The sequence below is a fragment of the Pseudomonas sp. SWRI51 genome (genome assembly GCF_014268825.1).
Taxonomy (GTDB): domain Bacteria; phylum Pseudomonadota; class Gammaproteobacteria; order Pseudomonadales; family Pseudomonadaceae; genus Aquipseudomonas; species Aquipseudomonas farsensis.
Genome location: NZ_JABWRG010000009.1, coordinates 1 through 17440, shown reverse-complemented (window position 1 = coordinate 17440; position 17440 = coordinate 1). Strand labels below are relative to the sequence as shown.

Here is a 17440-nt window from a genome sequence, read left to right as displayed (position 1 = left end):
CCGTGAACGCAGCGTCAGTTTCCGGCTTCTCGTTAAAACTGACGCGTCAGGATTTCCGTCAGGGAGGGCACTCTTAATGGCTCGAATCCGCACCATCAAGCCGGAGTTCTGGACGAGCGAGCAGGTCATGGAGTGCTCGGCGATGGCTCGACTCCTGTTCATCGGCATCTGGAATTTCTGTGACGATGCCGGCAACCACCCGATGTCTCCAAAGACCATCAAGGCTCTCGTTTTCCCTGGTGACGATATCACTGCACTGGCGGTCGAGGCTTTGCTCGCCGAGCTGGTGGAGAACCGCCTGATCGCACTCTACGAGTCTGCGTCGAAGCAGTATCTGCACGTCAACGGCTGGCACCACCAGAAGATCGATCGCCCGACTTACAAGCACCCTAACTTCGTGGAGCCATCGCCGAGTGATCGCCGATGCATCGACGAAGGCTCGTCTAGCGATGATCGAGGCCTCACCCCCGGAAGGGAAGGGAAGGGAAGTAATACACACTCTCCGCGCGAGCCGTTCGCGATGCACTTGGATTGGACCCCTGATCCGGTGCAGCTCCAGGCATATGCCATGCGATCCGGGGTCCCTCTCTCGGAGCTCTCGATAGACGCCATTGCGGGCTTCGTCGTTCATCACGACGCCAAGGGCTTGGCTAAGACCGAGAGCCAGTGGATAGCGGATCTGATCGCCTGGAGAAAACGCGATCTCGCAAATGCCGCAAAGGTGGTTCCGTTGCGTGCTGGCGCGGGTGGTTCGCCGCTGGATGATAGCGACACGTCGTGGAACGACACGGGAGTTGCCCGATGAATCCAGTTGCCGTTGTGACGCACGGCTTGTGGGCCAAGGTGCAGGCCGGCCAGCAGATCCCGACTGGCTACGAGCTCCCGGAGGATGTTAGGGCGGAGCTCAATCGAAAGACCGCGGCGGTGATCAACGACCTTTTCCGCGACCTGCGCTCGATCTGTACCGCCTGGAAGCAGGCCTGGCCTGACCAAGCCACCTACAACGCATCCAAGCAGCAGTGGCTCACCGCTTTCCTTGAGGCCGGCATCAGCAGTCCAGAGCAGTTGCAGTTCGGCTTGATGCGCTGCCGCCAGTCAGGGGCCGCCTTCATCCCGCCGCCCGGTGAGTTCATCCAGTGGTGCCAGCCATCCCCGGAAATGCTCGGTTTGCCGCCGCTGCGCGCTGCGTTCCGCGAGGCCTGCCGGAATGCTCATCCCGCCATGGCAGGGAAGGGCAAGTGGAGCCATGACGCGGTATGGCATGCGGCGAAGGAGTGCGGCTTCGAAAGCCTGAACAAGCTCGCCGAGAACCTGAGCAGCAAGTTGTTCGAGCGGAACTACAGCATCGCTGTCCGCCGGCTGATGGCGGGCGAGCCGCTGCAAAAGATGCCGCTGGCACTCCCGGCCGAGGCTGCCGCCCGAAGCACGCCCGAAGTTGGCCGCGCGGCCCTTGCCTCCCTCCGTGCCCGGATGGCAGGCCAATGATCAAGCTGCCGGCGCCTGACCTCGTCGAGTACCGCTGGGCCTTGTACTGCCGTGGCGATCTGTTCGGCCTCGCAGTTGCCGAGCACCCACCCATCGCGCTTTACCGGGATGAGGCTTCGGCCATTGCCCATGGCCAACACATGTGGCCGAGCGCCTACACCGTTATCGATCTTCACGGAGAAGACAGCCCATGCGGCAATCGAAGCTGACCAAGGCCGCGCGCGGTCGAGAATGCCAAGTGCGTATTCCCGGCGTCTGCAATGGCAATCCAGAAACTACCGTCCTGGCGCATTACCGCCTGGCTGGCACATGCGGTGTAGGTAAGAAACCGCACGACCTGCAGGGCGCCTGGTGCTGCAGCGCCTGCCACGATGCTTGCGATGGCCGCAGCCGTGTCATCGCCCGCGACACCGCCCGTCAGTACCACGCCGAGGGCGTGATGCGCACCCAGGCCGCACTCCTCAACGAAGGGGTACTGGTCGCATGAAACCGCTCGGTGTCCGCTCAGTTAAACCGCGCGCCCCTCGCGCCAAGCCCATCGACCGCGAAGGCCAGGAGCAGGCCGCGCTGATGACTGAAATCCGCCTGAAGCATCCCGATGTGCACGAACTGATCTACCACGTCCCGAACGGCGGGCACCGGGTCAAAGCCGTTGCCGCCAAACTCAAGGCCCAAGGCGTCAAGGCCGGCATTCCCGACTTGGTGCTGCCGATGGCGCGCGGCGGTTACTTCGGGCTGTACATCGAATTCAAGGCAACGGTAGAGCCGGCGCCTGTCTCGGTCAGCCAGCGCGACTGCCTGCGCCGTTTGAACGAGCAGGGCTATCTGGCCATTGTGTGCCGCGGTCACTTCGACGCCATGGAGCAGCTGCGGGCCTATCTGATGCTGCCAGCGACGGTGGCTGCATGAGTGCCACCCGGGAAGTGAAGTTCAGCGAGGCCGAGATTCGCCGGCAGTCTGCCGACAAGTCCGTGCGGGATCTGCGCGACTCTCGCCACCCTGGGCTGTACCTGCGCTTCTGGAGCAACCGCGAGCGCGCCACCTGGCACCTGGTGCGCGGAAAGAAGTGGGTGCCAGTCGCGCGCTGGCCAGAGCTGGGCGTGTCGGCTGTGCTGGCTGAGCTTCCTGCGCTGCGTCAGCGCCTGCTGCGTAGTCCGGCGACAGCACCTGTGGTGTCCGGCATGGTCTCGGTGGGGCAGTTGCTCGACTGGTACGGCGACCGGATGGTGCGGGACCGCTCGTTGTCGGCCAAGCGCAAGGCCGGCGCCCGCTCGGCTATCGCCCAGCACCTCAAGCCGCGCCTGGATGAACTCGCTGTGGTCGACGTCACTGCTGACGCCCTGGACAAGCACCTGATGTGGCCGTGTCAGGCCGAGGTGTCGCTGTCGTACTTGCGCCAGATGTTCGCGCTGCTGCTGACTGCTTTCCGCCAGGCCCTGCAGCTGGGCCTGATCGACCGCAATCCCATGGCCGGGATGCGCTTCAACGATTTCACCAAGGCCAAGATCCTGCCCAAGGCAGCGCGCCTGCGTGGTGTGCAGTTGGCCGACCTGATGCAACTGCTGGCCCAGGCCTTCGCGCAGAGCCCAAGCGACGGGATGCTGGCCCTGATGATGCTGGCCCACGGCACCCGGATCGGTGAAACCCGCATGGCGCGGTGGGCTGATATCTCGCTGGCCGGTGCCGAGTGGTTCATCCCGGCAGCGAACGCCAAGACCCGCACCGAGCACCGCCTGCCACTGACGGCCCAGCTCAAGGCGCTGCTTGTGCGATACCGGGCGATTCAGCAGGGTCAGGGCTACGAAGGCGCCTACCTGTTCCCGAGTCGCCGCGGGCTGCCGCTCAGCGAAGCACAGGCCAGCAAGGTATTCACCCGGCTGGGGCAGGGCGCCTGGACCAGTCACGATCTGCGCAAGGTATCCCGCAGCACCTGGACCGACCTCGGCATCGACGGGCACATCGGCGAGATGCTGCTCAACCACTCGCTGGGCAAGATCGCCAGCACCTACATCCACACCCAAGCGATGCAGCAGCGCAGAGCGGCCCTGGAGAAGTGGCACGCCTGGCTCGACGGCATCGGCTTTGGTGTCATCCACGGCCTTACCGAGGCCTTATCCGAAATTTCACACAATCGCGCGCAGCCCGCTGATGGCGTGGCTTCGAGCAACCTTACCGAATTTGTTACTAGCGAGGATCCGAAATGCTGATTTTGATCGATGAGGCCCGCGGCCTCGCGGTGAATCCAGAGGGTATCAGCAGCATGTGCCGCTGTGAGCTGCGGGTTCGGAATGCGCGGGCTGGTGATAAGGGCGACACGCTCTATGCGTTGACGATTCAAATGATGACTGGCGAGCAGCTGACAGTTGATGGGAGCCCGTCGGAAGTGGTTGCGCTGCATCAGCGCTTGTTGGATGCGTGCAATTGAGGAGGGTCCACGGCCCAGCCTTCAAGAAGGCCGTGATCGAGCTTAGTGAGTGCCCTTCGTGCCGTGGGAGAGCGGTCACTCAGGGCCTATTTCACGAACTGCCATGCGACCACTGCAACGCCTCGGGCTGGGTAGTGGCTGCAACAGGCGAGGCGCTGCCCCTGGATGAACTGGTGACCCAGCTCAGCATGAGGCTGCAGGCCGCGACACGGCAGATCGAGCAGTTGAAAAGACCCCAGGCCGGCGGGCCTGGGGCGGGATATCAGGGAGGCAACCGGCGCGGCGCCGGCGGCACCAACTACACCGGGGACTAATAAACATGAAGAAACGAACCTACGTCGACAAGGCCTTGGGCGATACCGCTTACATGCTGGAGCAGTGGGGCTGGTGGCGCATGGACGGCATGGGGATGCCAGCGTATGTGTGCCCTCTATATGCGCTGATGAAGGAGCATGCCCAAGTAGAGGGTGGGTTGAAGCAATACGTGATCACGGACGACCTGGCGCTTGCTGTGGATGGCGCCGTAGCCAGGCTGAACAAGCGCAACCCACAGATGGGCGGATTCGTCTGGCTTTACTTCGGCGCCAAGTGGCCGGCGCTGCGGATCGCCCGCCAGCACAATATGGGTGAGGCCAAGGCGCGTGAACTGATCAACACTGGAGTGGCCTGGATTGATTGCGCGCTGGAGCAATTGCGCGAGGCCGCATAAAAAACTTTCCGCGCGGATAAACACCTGTTTTCATAGCAGCGTGTCCAGCTTCCAAGCAGCGCGACACAGACAACCCTGGCGGCTAACCGGGGTTGCTGTTTAAACGGTCATTCTTTGGCCTGGAAGCGAACATCCGAAATCCCTAGATCACGAGCCATTTCCATTCGGTCCTCCGGGCTCTCTGGAAGCTGCTGTGTCAAGCCGCTTTCGGCAATTGTCAGCCGGAGAACAGCGATGAGTGCCTCGTTCTGGCTAAACCCTTGCGAAGCGTCACATACCCAGAACACGGGTTTTCCTCTGAAACTGTATTCAATACGGTATTTCATGGCTCATCTCGGTTGTTTTCCTTCAGCGAGACCCTGTCAAGCGCCACCCGACATCCCTAATACCGTAACGCTCAGCCTGGAGGCGGCTCACCTGTCGAATGGCTAACTGACCAAAACGTGGAATCACCGCCACGCCTGCATCGCAGGCGGCCCAGTGCCACGCCTCGGCGTTATCCATCCTGTCTGATCGAACGATAAACTTTCGCGTTTGATTACCCAGAGAATACTCGATTACGTATAGCGCATTATTCGGCATTGCCTTTCCTTGGCCGCGGAAACTATCGAGTTTTAGAGCCTTGTTCTGCTGAGGACAAGAGCTAGCGCTCACTATTTCGCTTGATGTGATCCATTTCACATTCGCCGGACCGAGGGGAGAGGCCGTCATCAGATTATCCAAGGGCTCGCCATTAAGCAGGGCCTTTTCCATTTGCGCTCCCCGGAACGGGAGGAATCGAGATGCCAAACATGCCCGAGAAGGATCCTGGCCTGTGGGCCGCTGTGCTCGCCTGGGTGCTTGCTCACCAGCCTCAGCTGTACGCGGCCGGACTGTCGGTCGCGATCGCCGCTCTGCGAGTGGTATACGGCGGTGGAACCCGACGCCAGATGATGTTGGAAGGCGCGCTCTGCGGCCTGATCACTTTGGCCCTGGTCCCGCTGCTCGAATGGATGGGCCTGCCGCAGGGCATGGCTACCTTCGCCGGCGGCGCTGTTGGCTTCATGGGCGTAGAGAAGCTGCGTGGCTACTCGGACTTGTTCCTGTCCCGAAAGGCGCAGGGCTAGCCGTCACCCGGTTCGGCTCTGCTACCTAGTAGCTCAGCCCCTCAGATACCCGTCAGTGGTGTGCGTGATGTCGGTTCGATATGATCCGGCCGACGCCATACACAAGGAGCAAGCCAGTGGCTGCCGAATCGAAGCACGTCCGAAAGTTTAAAGAGAAGCATCTTCAGCCAGGTGAGCAGGTAGTCGCTTGGGGTGCTGGATATATCGGCAAGCCCATGGGTAAAGGAAGGGATGCCCAAACGCTTGGCGCTCTGATTGTGACGCCCACGCGTGCGGCCTTCTACCGAAAGGGCTTTTTTGGTGAGGTTCTGGAAACCATTCCGCTCAAGTCAATATCTTCCATCGAGCGGAAGTCGTTCATGGGGCGCTACTCCATTCGACTGCACACCTCGAACGATGCGCTGGACTTCACTGCCTTCAAGAAAACGCAGGAGGAGGCATTGGCGTGGGCTGTAGAGGACGGCCGTAGTAATGGCCCGCAGCCGGCAGCTGCTTCTGTGCCGCCTGGTAGCGGCGATGTTCTCAGTGCGCTGGAAAAGCTCGGCGAACTGAAAGCGGCTGGAGTGCTGACAGAAGATGAGTTCAACGCCAAGAAAGCCGAGCTGCTAGCCCGTCTTTGACCGTGCTGCTTTTCATGCCCTGCTTGCGCTGGGCTTATGTTTCTACCGCCCTGGCAAATGCCGGGGTTTTTTCTTTTCGTCCTTAGCCTAAGCGGAGGTAATCGATGACTGCATCCGGTGTTGGTGGTCAGCCAAAGCTTTATGGCTATCGCTGGCAGCAGGCCCGCGAAGGCTGGCTTCGCAAGAACCCACTCTGCGTACGCTGCAACCAGTCAGGCCTGAACAAGCCGGCCACTGTGGTCGACCACATCCAGCCGCATCGCGGTGACATGACTCTGTTCTGGGATCGCGCCAATTGGCAGTCGCTGTGCACCAACTGCCACAGCTCCTACAAGCAGCGGCTGGAGAAGTCCGGACGCGAGGCTGGGTGCGATGTCAGCGGCAGGCCGGTGGACCCACGGCACCACTGGAATCGCCCCGCCTGAGGCGCCTCCGGGCCCGCCACGGCCATTGGCGAAGGGTAGGGGGGGTGAAAATGTTTTTTGCGAAACCTTTCCTGACCGATCGCCCCCCTCTTTACGCAAAGCCGCGAAATGAAACCTTTTTTTTGGAAGCCTCAAAATGGCCGGGAGACGACCCACGCCGACGGAGCTGAAGCTTGTCAGAGGGAACCCCGGTAAGCGGGCTATCAACAAAAACGAACCCCAGCCAGCCAGGCGCGTTCCCTGCACGCCGGCTCACCTGACAAGCGAGGGACAGGTGGCCTGGGGCCGACTCACTGTCTTGCTTGATCGCATGGGTGTACTCACTGAGGCCGATGGCTTTGCCCTCGAACGGCTCTGTGACTGCTACGCCGAGATCCTCGCCCTGCGCGAGATGGTCGACACCCAAGGTCGCACCTACGAAACGACCAGCACTCAAGGAGAGTTGGTGCTCAAGGCAAACCCGGCCGTGGCGATGCTTGCCGACGTTGACCGTCGCTTCAAAAGCTACCTCGTCGAGTTCGGCCTGACTCCAGCCGCACGATCAAAGGTCCAGGTTAAGCAGCATGACGACGAGGAAGACCCGCTCGCGGAACACTTCGGTTGACGATCCTGCGACCCAGTACGCCCGAGAGGTGCATACCGGCGCCCGTATTGCCGGCCCTGATATCAGAAACGCATGCGCCCGCCATCTGCGGGACCTGGAGGAAGGGCCGAAGCGCGGCCTGTTCTGGGATCTGGAGGAAGCAAACAAAGCCATACGCTTCTATCGCCACGTCCTCAAACTGAACGGCGGCGAGTTCGAGGGGCTGCCCTTCGAGCTACTGCCCTGGCAGAAATTCATCGTCGGCAGCATCTTCGGTTGGAAGGGTAGTGATGGTTATCGCCGCTTCCGGGTCGTGTATGTAGAGAGCGGTAAAGGCTCCGGTAAATCGCCGCTGGCCGCTGGCGTTGGGCTGAAAGGGCTGGTCGGCGACAACGAGGCGCGAGCGGAAATCTACGCCGCTGCAACTAAAAAGGATCAGGCCATGATCCTTTTTCGCGACGCTGTCGCGATGGTTCAGCAGTCGCCGGAGCTGTCCAAGCGCCTGACCAGCAGCGGTACCGGGCAGAACATCTGGAACCTTGCCTACCTTAAGGCCGGTTCATTCTTCCGCCCCATCAGCTCGGACGACGGCCAATCCGGCCCTCGTCCGCACATGGCGCTGATTGACGAGGTGCACGAGCACAAGACCAACCTGGTCGTGGAAATGATGCGAGCCGGCACCAAGAGCCGCAAGCAGGCACTCATCTTCATGATCACCAACAGCGGTTCCAACAAGCGCGGGCCTTGCTGGGAGTACCACGAGTATGGCGCCAGGGTCGCTTCGGGTGCGCTCGTTGATGACGGTTTCTTCGCCTACATCTGCTCACTGGACGAGGGCGACGATCCTATCAAGGACGAAAGCTGCTGGTTCAAATCGAACCCTTCACTTCAGGACGCCGATCTGCCGGGCATGAAGTACCTGCGCGAGCAGGTGACAGAGGCCCGAGGCATGCCGAGCAAGGAGGCGATGGTGCGGCGACTGAACTTCTGCGAATGGACGGGCGCTGAATCACCTTGGATTTCTTGGGATGTCTGGAGCCAGGCCGAAGAGCGGGTGCCGATGTCGATGCTGAAAAACCGGCCCTGCGTCGGCGGGCTCGACCTGTCCAGTACCACTGACCTCACCTCATTCGTGCTGCTGTTCTATCCGACTTACGAGGATCCGCATTGGCGGCTGCTCCCGTACTTCTGGATCCCCGACCACGAGCTGGACAAGCGCGAAGCGCGTGACAAGGTGCCGTACGCCGCGTGGATCAAATCCCGCGACCTTGAAACGACGCCGGGCCGTGCCATCAGCAAGCTTCACGTTTTGCGCAGGATGCAAACAATTTGCGACTTCTTCCAAGTCGACAAAATTGCGTATGACCGGTGGCGCATCGAAGACATGCGTCAGCTTATGAGCGAGTACGACATCACCTTGCCAGAGCTGGTGGAGTTCGGGCAGGGCTTCAAGGACATGGGGCCAGCGGTCGACGAATTCGAACGGCGCCTACTCGGTATGGCAACGCTGCCTGTAGAAACGGACACCGACGTAGAAGAGCTCTTCGATGAATTACACCCAACCGAAGCGGTGGAGTCGCTGCGCCATGACGGCAACCCCGTGATGACCTGGTGCGCGGGTAACGCGGTGATCGTGTCTGACCCCGCGAACAACCGTAAAGCGGACAAGGCCAAGGCGACAGGCCGTATCGACGGCATCATCGCCTCGATCATGGCAACGGGCATCAGCGGCGCAGTGTCCGCTGGTAGCAGCGGCACTTCCATATACGACGAAGGAGTAGGCGTTTGAACATCATTGCAATCGCAGCCTGGATCGCCGGCCTGCTTGGCTTCAGCTTGCTGGTCGCGGGTGTCGCCCTGATCCATGCGCCGAGCGCATTCATCACCGCAGGCCTCGGCCTGCTTGGTTGGGCCTGGCTCGCTGACAAAGCATCAGTTCGCGCCCAGCGCCTATGGCCCCTGACGAAGACGACAATGCCCAGTTGTTGCGCGCCATTCAGACAATGGCGGCGTCGGACTTCAAAAAATCGGTTCGCTGCGCCACCACTGGCCCTATTGCTTTGAGTGGACTGCAGAGTATCGACGACGTATCGCTCGCGGTCGGTGATCGGGTGCTTGTGAAGGATCAGGCAGCCGCGTCGCAAAACTGGATCTACGTAGTATCGGAAGCTGCCTGGCTTCGTGCACAGGATGCCAACGATAGCGCCGAGTGTGGCCCTGGGCACCTGATCGTTGTTCAGTCGGGTACCAACAACGCCGGAGCGATCTACCAGCTGGCTAACACTGAGACGCCGGTATTGGGGACCACGGCGCTCAACTTCCGGCGAATGTTTGGTAAAAGTGGAGTGGTGGCAGGGACGTATCGCAGCGTCAAGGTGGATGAACAGGGCCGGGTTACGTCGGGCAGCAACCCCACCACCTTGGCCGGCTATGGAATCACTGATGCCTTTCCGGCCAGCAAAATCGTGTATTCATCGAATGCCCCCACGGCCGCCGACGGTGAGGTCGGTACCCTGTGGCTGCAGCATGAGGTGCTGTGATGAATTTCCATGTGAAGCTGGCCAACGGGTTTGCGGCAGGTGTCATGCCACGCGTCAAGCTCGAAAGCGGCTGGCGTGAAGGGGAAGTGCTGTTTGTTAAAACCCCTGACGGTTGGCGGGAGGTGTGGGTGCGTACCGTGGAGTTCATCAACACGGTCGACCGCAGTGGCGTCAGTATTTTCGAGCTTATGGGCAGCCCTACCAAAAGGCGGCACTACACGTTCATTAACCGCGCAACTATCAATTCCGGTACGGCTGGATTCGCCTTGCGCACTGGCGTGTTTCCGGCGGGATCAAGGCTGACCATCATCAATGAAGGTGCGATTCGCGGCGCGGGCGGCAGCGGCGCTTATCCGGCGGCTGCAGCACCAGGGAAAGGGGCATTGTTGCTTGAGTTCCCGGCTACCTTGGATAACCGCGCCGGTCTCGTGTTTGGCGGCGGCGGCGGCGGCGGGTGGCGCTACGTGTCTCAGACGCTCTACGCGGGCGGCGGCGGCGGCGCTGGGCGGCCAGGCGGCGCGCGGGGCGGCATGTACCAGAACACCACCTATACCTACACCTACCCTGCTGCAGGCACTGATGACGCTGGCGGTATAGGTGGGCGCTATAGCGCCGGCTATCAAGGTGGGGCAGGTGGCGCGCCGGGTGAAGCGGGCGTCTCCTCGTCCTCGGTCGCCGGTGCCGGCGGCTACGCCATCGACCGGGCGGGCAACGCCCTGACAATTATCGCGGGTGGCGAAAGCGACCGGCTCAAGGGAGTAATCGTATGACCTTCACCGTTTTGTCTGTAGATGCTGCATCGGGAACCATGGTCATTGACTGGGGGCATACCATCCTTAATCACTACATTCCCCAGCAGGTGCTGAATGACACCGGCCTAGACAGTGCGGCCGTTCTTTCGATTCTTGAGGCGCTGCGCCCAGTAGCACCTGACCCGGTTGCCATCCCCGACAGCCTTGCAGGCCTCGTTCCAGAGGTGCCGGCAGAAGAAGTGGAACGAGCATGGCGCGACAACGAGCTGGCCGCTGTCACCTGGTTGCGGGATCGTCATCGCGACCAATTGGAAATTGCAGTGGCTACAACGCTCAGCGCTGATCAGTTCACGGAACTGCTGATGTACATGCAGCAGCTGCGCGACTGGCCCCAGTCCGACGCCTTCCCGGACAGCACGCAACGCCCCGTGGCACCGCCATGGATCGCTGATCAATCTCAATAAGCCCCGCACAGTCGGGGCTTTTTCTTGCCTGGAGAACCTATGACGCCTCTCACCGAGCAGCAGTTGCTGCACATACTTCCCAAAGCCCGCCCAGTTGCGGGCATTTTTTTGCCCGCGCTCAACCGCGCCGCCCTGCGCTGGAAGATCGATAGTCGGGTGCGCATGGCCGCTTTCCTCGCCCAGATCGGCCACGAATCAGGCCAGCTGCGCAACCTGGTGGAGAACCTGAACTACAGCGCCGAGGCGCTGGTGCGCACCTGGCCAAGCCGGTTCACTTCGCAGGCCGCCGGCGCATACGCTCGTCAGCCGGAAAAGATCGCGAACCGCGTGTACGGCGACCGTATGGGCAATGGCCCCGAATCCTCGGGCGACGGCTGGCGGTTCCGTGGCCGTGGGCTGATCCAGCTCACCGGCCGCGACAACTACCGCGCCGCCGGCCTGGGCCTAGGCTTGCCGCTGGAGGATCATCCCGAACTGCTCGAGCAGGCTGAGCATGCCGCGCAGTCGGCGGCCTGGTGGTGGGCGAAGCACGGCCTGAACGAGCTCGCCGACGCGGGCCGCATCCAGGACATCGGCAGCGTGATCAACACCGGGCAGCCTGGCCGCGTGCCGCATGGCGCCGCTGAACGCAAAGCGTTGTATGACCTTGCGCTGCGGGTGCTGGCGTGAGCAACTGGGGGCTGCGCGCGATCGTGCTGCTGCTCGTCGTGGCGTCTTATTGGGGCGCCTACAGCCACGGCTGTGCGGTCAAGGATGCCGAGTGGCAGACGCGCTGGGCTGTACGAGATGCGGCTGACAAACAGGCCTGGGCTGTTGAAGAGGCTACCGCACGCGAAGAAGAAAAGAGACGCGCAAAGGCGCAAGAGGAGGTGAGGGCAGATGCTCATGAACAACGCACGATTGCTGTTATTGCCGCTGCTGGCGCTGATACTGCTGGCCAGCGGCTGCGTGACGAAGCCGGAAAGCTCGCCGCCAACGTCAGTTGCTCCGGCACGGATCCCGGCGCTGTCGCCAGAGGCCAGGCAGCCACCCGCGCCGCCATGGTGCTCTCCGACCTGCTCGCACGGGCTGATGCTCGAGCGGGAGAGCTGGCGGCAGCGTATGACCGCGCCCGAATAGCCGGGCTACAGTGCTCCAGCGAATACGACCTGATGCGTCAAACGAGCCAGTAAGCCCACAAGCGAGCCTGGTAGTTAACCACACCCATTAAATTACATGGCCCACCCTTGAGCGACTCGATAGCCAACAGGACCCGGACCCCAAGCAACGAGAGCTCAGATGACATCCCCTATTATCCCTTGGATGGGCGGCAAGCGCCGCCTGGCAGACCGCCTGATTCCACTGTTCCCATCGCATGAATGCTATGTAGAGGTTTTCGCGGGCGGAGCCGCTCTCTACTTCATGCGTCCCCAGCCTGCGCAGGTCGAGGTGTTGAACGACCTGAATGGCGACCTCGTGAATCTCTACAGGGTGGTGCAGAACCACTTGGAAGAGTTCGTTCGCCAGTTCAAGTGGGCACTCAGCTCCCGCCAGATCTTCGAGTGGCAGAAGATGACGCGCCCGGAGACGCTGACCGATATCCAGCGCGCCGCGCGGTTCTTTTACCTTCAGCAGCATGCCTTCGGCGGTAAGGTCGCCGGCCAGACTTTTGGTACTGCTACCACAGGGCCATCCATCAATCTCCTACGGATTGAGGAAAACCTGTCCGCCGCATGGCAGAGGTTGGCGGGAACGTACGTCGAGAATCTAGCATGGAGTGACTGCGCCGAGCGCTACGATCGAGCGCATACCTTCTTCTACATGGATCCGCCTTACTGGCAAACAGCCGGGTACGGGGTCGACTTCCCGTTTGCGGAGTACGAGCGCATGTCCGAATTCATGCGACGCTGTAAAGGGAAGGTGATGGTCAGCATCAATGACCACCCAGACATTCTACGTGTGTTTGAAGGTTTCCATTTTGAGTATCTGGATATCCGCTACACGACGGCCAATCAGCGAATTGGAAAAGCGGACGTCACTGGTGAGTTGGTAATCATGAACTGGAAGCCTGCCGAGCTGGGTCAGTTGTTCTGATCTGTCGCTGGGCGGGAAGCGTGGAAGCCTTGAGGCTGCCTTTGCCTATAATGCTTTGAGGAAATCATCAGGAAGGAATTGTGAAGCGGACAATCGAAGGGATGATTGAGGCGGGTGAACCCCTGATTCAGGAGGCGATAGCGGCGCTTCGCCGTTACCACGAAGCCCAGGCCGCCGGCGAACCCCCAGCACAGGTTGAGCGTCTACGTTTAATCGCCGAATCAGCATATCAAGCCGTGACTGACTATCAGCTGTACGCGCTGGGCCACCAGCCGCTTACCCGCCACTGATCGAAGCTTGCCGCGATCAAGCGCGCTATTCACCCACACTCCCTCTCTGCTGCACTGGCCGATTTGCCGGCCAATCATGATGATGTGCTGCTAGGGCGACACGGGAGTGCCAGGGGGACCGATTTCGAGCTGTAAACTGGGAAAAAATGACGCCAGCAAGATCAGCTGGCGTGGTCGGCAGAATGCCGTAGAAGTAAGAAGTCGACGCATTATCGTGGTGCAGAAGCTTTGGATTTAGAGGGCTATTCACACCACAGGCTTTATCATGCAAATTAAAAGCGGTTCAACTGGAGGAAGCAGAAAACTTTTATTAGGATTTTTCTGGCTTCGTAGTGTTGACTTCCACTCTGTCATGACGGCTATACAGTTCAGCTCTTGAAGCTCGTTCTGTAAGTGGACCTCTGTTGTCACCTTTGGAGGACGTTCGAGACGACTTGTTGTCGCCATCGCCTGAGCAATTGCCGTTCTGGCTTGATTTGTTATCTTTCATGAGAACCTCGGGCGGTTAGGTAGATCATATCGTGAACTGGCAGACTCGCATCATAGGCCAGGCTTACTGAAGCCCTTGTCCAAGCCGATTTCATCGCTGTCGGGCGTGTAGCCTAAGGGGTCATCTGCCCCTATAAGATCTGGTTGAGAGCAGGAGCCCAAGCTAGTTGAGTCTCCATGGGGACTCTCGATTCTCAGTGTGCCGGCTGTACTTTGATGCATTGGACGCCGGAGGATTTTCTGCAAGAATCGAGGAATCTTCAGGAAGGGTATCGGGGTCGATGTAGTCATCTCGATCTCCAGCGCTAACCTGCTCAGGTTTGACATCGCTTTTTGAGGCTTCAGGACTGTTCTCGCCTGGGGGAACGATCTTAGGCGAGTCCTGTTCGGTATTGATTTCGTTAGACATAATTACCTCTCAAAACTCAGGTTACCTGAGCTTGATTCTCATGTAGATGGTTGTCAGTCTGTCGAGTGACCATGTATGTCTGGTTACACGCAGATGCTATATGGCGCTGAAAATGTCAGTGATGCTGCGTGCCTCTGAGATATACCCATGGCCACCGGGTAAAGCCTGGGAGGAAGTTCAGCTCTGCCGAAGAAGGCGTTCTTTGTCGGAACAAGGCGTGCGCATCGAGCGAGAAATCCTCGAGGTTATCGTCGCGGTCATCTGTGAGCGAGCTTTCATCGTCAATATCATCGTCCTCGCCCGTCGGCCAGCCATCCGGCATTTCAGTGCCAGGGAATTCAATATCTGTGAAATTCTTCCAGGTTATCATAAGCGCCTCTTGAGCCCAGAAACCCTAGGCTTATTTTTAGTGTGCGCTGTTTATTGTGTGAGCATCTACTTATCTGACGGCCGGTGCGGCTGTATTCTACGACTCAATACTGCCCAAGGGGGGAGTCGCTGCGACAATCAGAGTAGATGTGTGAAGGTTTTAACAACAGTGTAAAGCTACCGGTCAGCTTGTGGCGAAGCTCTTTAGGCATAAAGAATTCGAAATGCACCAGCCATGAACCGTCCGCTAGTAAGAGGGTTTCGCGGCGGTACTGAGTGACCTGCTTTTCGGAAATGCCTATTAATATCGCTAACAAGGAGTCGCTTGGCTCTTCGCTCACGTTTTTTATCCCTTAAAAAAGGCGCTATTAAGTGCTCGAAAGGGTGGCCAAAACCGGCAGGGGCCAATGCCCATTAGGGCTTGGCTGTTCGCTCTTTTTTACATTTAACTGTGGTTACTCCGTCCGGAGTGCCGCTTGCTCCAATAGCTACGTGCTGAATGTGGCCGCCGCGCTCTAGGAAAAAATCTATTTGCTGGCTTAGGCGCTCATGGGCTTTCTGAGCTGGGCTAGGGTATGTCTGATACATATAGGTTACTCGGTTGTGAGGCACTGGAATCCAGCTACCCGAAAAATCACTATACGCGCAACCTTGCACCTAAATGCTCGAAATAGAACAGAAACGCTTGTTTATCGGCCAGACGGTCAACTCCATTGCTTATGTCGAAAGCTTTCCAGCGGTGCAGCGCACGGGGGACGCTTCCCAAGCATATTCGAGCATGGTGGCTGCTCAAATATATTGGCGTCTGCATGCTAATCATCATCACGAATGGTGGTGTTATTTGGCATATAACTGGCCGAAACGCCGCCTGGCGAGCTACTGAAACTTCAAAAAACGATTCCAGAATCGAATTGGCGACGCTTGTAGGACGCGGGTTACAGCACGGTCAGCTTCGAGTCGATAGAAACCATCCGCGAACGTCGGCTATCGAACCATAGGGGCATTTCTGGCATTGCTTCAGATTGAGTGCTGCTTCACACGAGCGGATAGCTGCTCTGCGTTTTCCTTGCGCTCCGAATAGCGATCCACCAGGAATTCCTGGCGGTCACGCAGCAGGACGGTGAACTTCACCAGTTCCTCCATGACATCAACCACGCGGTCGTAGTACGGCGAAGGCTTCATCCGCCCAGCGTCGTCGAACTCCAGGTAGGCCTTGGGGACAGAGGACTGGTTCGGGATGGTGAACATCCGCATCCAGCGACCAAGAACACGCAGCTGATTGACCACGTTGAACGACTGCGAGCCGCCACATACTTGCATGACTGCCAGGGTCTTGCCTTGGGTGGGGCGAAGTGCACCCAGCGCTAGGGGTACCCAGTCTATCTGCGCCTTTAAAACCGCAGACATCGCACCATGGCGTTCGGGCGAGCACCAGACCTGGCCTTCCGACCACTGCACCAGCTCTCGAAGTTCCTGCACCTTGGGGTGCTCTACAGGCACATCGTCAGGCAGCGGCAGGCCCGATGGATTGAACACCCGTGTCTCGGCACCGAAGTGCTTCAGCAGGCGTGCGGCTTCTTCCACAAGCAAGCGACTGAAGGAGCGCTCGCGAGTGGATCCATACAGCAGCAGGATGCGCGGCTTGTGCTCGCTGGAACGGATCGCCGCTGGCGGCATATCGAATAGCGCGAGGTCGAGATTAGGCAGTTGCTCGGACATGTTTTTCTCCTGTTCAAAGCGTGCCGATGCGATCCAGTTCAAGCTTTAGCTGCTCACGGTCGAAGTGATCGAAAGGCAGTGCGAAGAAGGCCTGGCAGCGAGCTTCGATGCGGGCCAGCGTGGTGCGGAACGCAGCATCAATCGACGCCTCGTCACCCACGACATCGGACGGATCCTCCAGCCCCCAGTGCGACTTCAGTGCAGGGCCGAAATACACAGGGCAAGTTTCGCCGGCAGCCTTGTTGCAAACGGTGATGACGATATCAGGAGGGCAACCCTCGAACGCGTCATTGCCCTTGCTGCTCAACCCATCGGTCGAGATGCCGGCATGTTGCAAGGTGGTCAGGCTGCGAGGCAACACTTGGCCTTTCGGAAAGCTGCCGGAACTGACAGCTTCAAACCCTTCAGGCGCCAAGTGATTGAACATGGCCTCGGATAGGATGCTGCGGCAGCTGTTGGCCGTGCACATGAACAAGACTCGCATGGGGGCTCCTCCGCTTCGTGGGGGATATCAGAGGCTCAGGCGCAATGCCAGGGCCGAAAGGGTGATCAACAGAACTGGTAGCGTCAGCAGGATGCCGACCTTGAAGTAGTAGCCCCAGGTGATGCGTATGCCTTTGCGCTCCAGCACGTGCAGCCAGAGCAGTGTGGCGAGGCTGCCGATGGGGGTGATTTTCGGGCCGAGGTCGCAGCCGATGACGTTGGCGTAGATCATCGCCTCACGCACCAACCCTTGCGCCTCGCTGGCCTGGATCGACAAGGCGCCGATCAGCACGCTGGGCATGTTGTTCATGACCGAGGACAGTAATGCAGCAATCAACCCGGTGCCGATGGCGGCACTCCACAGTCCTTGCTGCGCAAGGCTATCGAGCAGGTGGGTGAGCATATCGGTGAGGCCGGCGTTCTTCAGCCCGTAGACCACCAAGTACATGCCAAGAGAGAAGATCACCACCTGCCAGGGCGCTTCGCGCAGTACCCGGCG

General features: G+C 59.7%; 28 protein-coding genes and 1 pseudogene. 22 read left to right on the top strand and 7 right to left on the bottom strand.

Annotated elements, in window-relative coordinates; genetic code table 11:
- The first annotated feature begins 76 nt into the window (after positions 1 to 76).
- From HU720_RS05350 to HU720_RS05315, 9 genes are read left to right on the top strand one after another with little or no spacing between them, the layout of a single operon-like run.
- On the top strand, positions 77 to 805 hold the full coding sequence (locus tag HU720_RS05350; protein WP_186517904.1) for a DnaT-like ssDNA-binding domain-containing protein: 729 nt from the start codon (positions 77 to 79) through the stop codon (positions 803 to 805).
- Positions 802 to 1485, top strand: a complete 684-nt coding sequence (locus HU720_RS05345) for a replication protein P (protein ID WP_186517903.1) — start codon at positions 802 to 804, stop codon at positions 1483 to 1485. The genes HU720_RS05350 and HU720_RS05345 overlap by 4 nt, the downstream gene beginning before the upstream one ends.
- Positions 1482 to 1694 carry a hypothetical protein gene (locus HU720_RS05340; RefSeq protein ID WP_186517902.1) on the top strand — a complete coding sequence of 71 codons (213 nt, stop codon included), beginning with the start codon at positions 1482 to 1484 and terminating at the stop codon, positions 1692 to 1694. Before HU720_RS05345 ends, HU720_RS05340 begins: the two co-directional genes overlap by 4 nt.
- Positions 1676 to 1972, top strand: a complete 297-nt coding sequence (locus HU720_RS05335) for a DUF1364 domain-containing protein (protein ID WP_186517901.1) — start codon at positions 1676 to 1678, stop codon at positions 1970 to 1972. The genes HU720_RS05340 and HU720_RS05335 overlap by 19 nt, the downstream gene beginning before the upstream one ends.
- The gene (locus tag HU720_RS05330) at positions 1969 to 2394 is read left to right on the top strand and encodes a VRR-NUC domain-containing protein (RefSeq protein WP_186517900.1); all 426 of its coding nucleotides are present in this window, start codon (positions 1969 to 1971) and stop codon (positions 2392 to 2394) included. Before HU720_RS05335 ends, HU720_RS05330 begins: the two co-directional genes overlap by 4 nt.
- On the top strand, positions 2391 to 3692 hold the full coding sequence (locus tag HU720_RS05325) for a site-specific integrase (RefSeq protein ID WP_186517899.1): 1302 nt from the start codon (positions 2391 to 2393) through the stop codon (positions 3690 to 3692). The genes HU720_RS05330 and HU720_RS05325 overlap by 4 nt, the downstream gene beginning before the upstream one ends.
- Positions 3686 to 3910: a hypothetical protein gene (locus HU720_RS05320; RefSeq protein ID WP_186517898.1), complete on the top strand. Its 225-nt coding sequence runs from the start codon at positions 3686 to 3688 to the stop codon at positions 3908 to 3910. The genes HU720_RS05325 and HU720_RS05320 overlap by 7 nt, the downstream gene beginning before the upstream one ends.
- The gene (locus HU720_RS24240) at positions 3907 to 4224 is read left to right on the top strand and encodes a hypothetical protein (RefSeq protein ID WP_238337636.1); all 318 of its coding nucleotides are present in this window, start codon (positions 3907 to 3909) and stop codon (positions 4222 to 4224) included. Before HU720_RS05320 ends, HU720_RS24240 begins: the two co-directional genes overlap by 4 nt.
- A 5-nt stretch (positions 4225 to 4229) precedes the next feature.
- A complete protein-coding gene (locus tag HU720_RS05315) occupies positions 4230 to 4619 on the top strand; it encodes an antiterminator Q family protein (protein ID WP_186517896.1) in 390 nt (129 codons plus the stop codon).
- A 107-nt stretch (positions 4620 to 4726) separates the two neighbouring features.
- Here HU720_RS05315 and HU720_RS05310 read toward each other — a convergent pair whose 3' ends face one another.
- Both HU720_RS05310 and HU720_RS05305 read right to left on the bottom strand, forming a co-directional pair.
- Entirely contained in the window at positions 4727 to 4945 is a 219-nt protein-coding gene (locus HU720_RS05310; RefSeq protein ID WP_186517894.1) for a hypothetical protein, read from the bottom strand.
- Between the two features lie 22 nt (positions 4946 to 4967).
- A complete protein-coding gene (locus HU720_RS05305) occupies positions 4968 to 5201 on the bottom strand; it encodes a DUF6555 family protein (protein WP_186518010.1) in 234 nt (77 codons plus the stop codon).
- A gap of 200 nt (positions 5202 to 5401) precedes the next feature.
- Here HU720_RS05305 and HU720_RS05300 point away from each other — a divergent pair, with 200 nt between their 5' ends.
- From HU720_RS05300 to HU720_RS05245, 12 genes and pseudogenes are all read left to right on the top strand, one after another.
- A complete protein-coding gene (locus HU720_RS05300; RefSeq protein WP_010954710.1) occupies positions 5402 to 5725 on the top strand; it encodes a phage holin, lambda family in 324 nt (107 codons plus the stop codon).
- A 116-nt stretch (positions 5726 to 5841) separates the two neighbouring features.
- The gene (locus tag HU720_RS05295) at positions 5842 to 6345 is read left to right on the top strand and encodes an SHOCT domain-containing protein (RefSeq protein WP_346656556.1); all 504 of its coding nucleotides are present in this window, start codon (positions 5842 to 5844) and stop codon (positions 6343 to 6345) included.
- A 104-nt stretch (positions 6346 to 6449) separates the two neighbouring features.
- Positions 6450 to 6770, top strand: a complete 321-nt coding sequence (locus HU720_RS05290; RefSeq protein WP_186517890.1) for an HNH endonuclease — start codon at positions 6450 to 6452, stop codon at positions 6768 to 6770.
- A gap of 274 nt (positions 6771 to 7044) precedes the next feature.
- Positions 7045 to 7374, top strand: a complete 330-nt coding sequence (locus HU720_RS05285) for a phage terminase small subunit P27 family (RefSeq protein ID WP_346656555.1) — start codon at positions 7045 to 7047, stop codon at positions 7372 to 7374.
- On the top strand, positions 7334 to 9142 hold the full coding sequence (locus HU720_RS05280; protein ID WP_186517888.1) for a terminase TerL endonuclease subunit: 1809 nt from the start codon (positions 7334 to 7336) through the stop codon (positions 9140 to 9142). The genes HU720_RS05285 and HU720_RS05280 overlap by 41 nt, the downstream gene beginning before the upstream one ends.
- Before the next feature lie 151 nt (positions 9143 to 9293).
- Positions 9294 to 9803: pseudogene (locus tag HU720_RS05275) on the top strand (phage tail protein); the annotation flags it as partial.
- Positions 9804 to 9892: 89 nt separating this feature from the next.
- The gene (locus HU720_RS05270; protein WP_186517886.1) at positions 9893 to 10663 is read left to right on the top strand and encodes a hypothetical protein; all 771 of its coding nucleotides are present in this window, start codon (positions 9893 to 9895) and stop codon (positions 10661 to 10663) included.
- Positions 10660 to 11109 carry a phage tail assembly chaperone gene (locus tag HU720_RS05265; protein ID WP_238337634.1) on the top strand — a complete coding sequence of 150 codons (450 nt, stop codon included), beginning with the start codon at positions 10660 to 10662 and terminating at the stop codon, positions 11107 to 11109. Before HU720_RS05270 ends, HU720_RS05265 begins: the two co-directional genes overlap by 4 nt.
- Before the next feature lie 39 nt (positions 11110 to 11148).
- The gene (locus tag HU720_RS05260) at positions 11149 to 11778 is read left to right on the top strand and encodes a glycoside hydrolase family 19 protein (RefSeq protein ID WP_186517885.1); all 630 of its coding nucleotides are present in this window, start codon (positions 11149 to 11151) and stop codon (positions 11776 to 11778) included.
- Positions 11775 to 12281 (top strand): DUF2514 family protein, encoded by a 507-nt coding sequence (locus HU720_RS05255; RefSeq protein WP_186517883.1) that lies wholly within the window; start codon positions 11775 to 11777, stop codon positions 12279 to 12281. Before HU720_RS05260 ends, HU720_RS05255 begins: the two co-directional genes overlap by 4 nt.
- Positions 12282 to 12387: 106 nt before the next feature.
- Complete coding sequence (locus tag HU720_RS05250; protein ID WP_186517880.1) at positions 12388 to 13182, top strand: DNA adenine methylase; 795 nt, start codon at positions 12388 to 12390, stop codon at positions 13180 to 13182.
- 77 nt (positions 13183 to 13259) lie between these two features.
- The gene (locus HU720_RS05245) at positions 13260 to 13472 is read left to right on the top strand and encodes a hypothetical protein (protein WP_186518008.1); all 213 of its coding nucleotides are present in this window, start codon (positions 13260 to 13262) and stop codon (positions 13470 to 13472) included.
- Between the two features lie 1013 nt (positions 13473 to 14485).
- On the opposite strand, the gene HU720_RS05240 is transcribed toward HU720_RS05245, so the two are convergent.
- Positions 14486 to 14740 carry a hypothetical protein gene (locus HU720_RS05240; protein ID WP_186517878.1) on the bottom strand — a complete coding sequence of 85 codons (255 nt, stop codon included), beginning with the start codon at positions 14738 to 14740 and terminating at the stop codon, positions 14486 to 14488.
- A 103-nt stretch (positions 14741 to 14843) separates the two neighbouring features.
- Complete coding sequence (locus HU720_RS05235) at positions 14844 to 15080, bottom strand: hypothetical protein (protein WP_186517876.1); 237 nt, start codon at positions 15078 to 15080, stop codon at positions 14844 to 14846.
- 320 nt (positions 15081 to 15400) lie between these two features.
- On the opposite strand from HU720_RS05235, the gene HU720_RS05230 reads away from it, so the two are divergent.
- Positions 15401 to 15622, top strand: a complete 222-nt coding sequence (locus HU720_RS05230; RefSeq protein ID WP_186517873.1) for a hypothetical protein — start codon at positions 15401 to 15403, stop codon at positions 15620 to 15622.
- A gap of 134 nt (positions 15623 to 15756) precedes the next feature.
- Here the strand turns inward: HU720_RS05230 and arsH are convergent, their stop codons facing one another.
- From arsH to HU720_RS05215, 3 genes are all read right to left on the bottom strand, one after another.
- Positions 15757 to 16458, bottom strand: a complete 702-nt coding sequence (gene arsH / locus HU720_RS05225) for an arsenical resistance protein ArsH (RefSeq protein WP_186517871.1) — start codon at positions 16456 to 16458, stop codon at positions 15757 to 15759.
- A 13-nt stretch (positions 16459 to 16471) separates the two neighbouring features.
- Positions 16472 to 16942: an arsenate reductase ArsC gene (locus tag HU720_RS05220; RefSeq protein WP_186517869.1), complete on the bottom strand. Its 471-nt coding sequence runs from the start codon at positions 16940 to 16942 to the stop codon at positions 16472 to 16474.
- 27 nt (positions 16943 to 16969) lie between these two features.
- A partial coding sequence (locus HU720_RS05215) for an ArsB/NhaD family transporter (RefSeq protein ID WP_272968872.1) occupies positions 16970 to 17440 on the bottom strand: 471 nt, incomplete at its 5' end.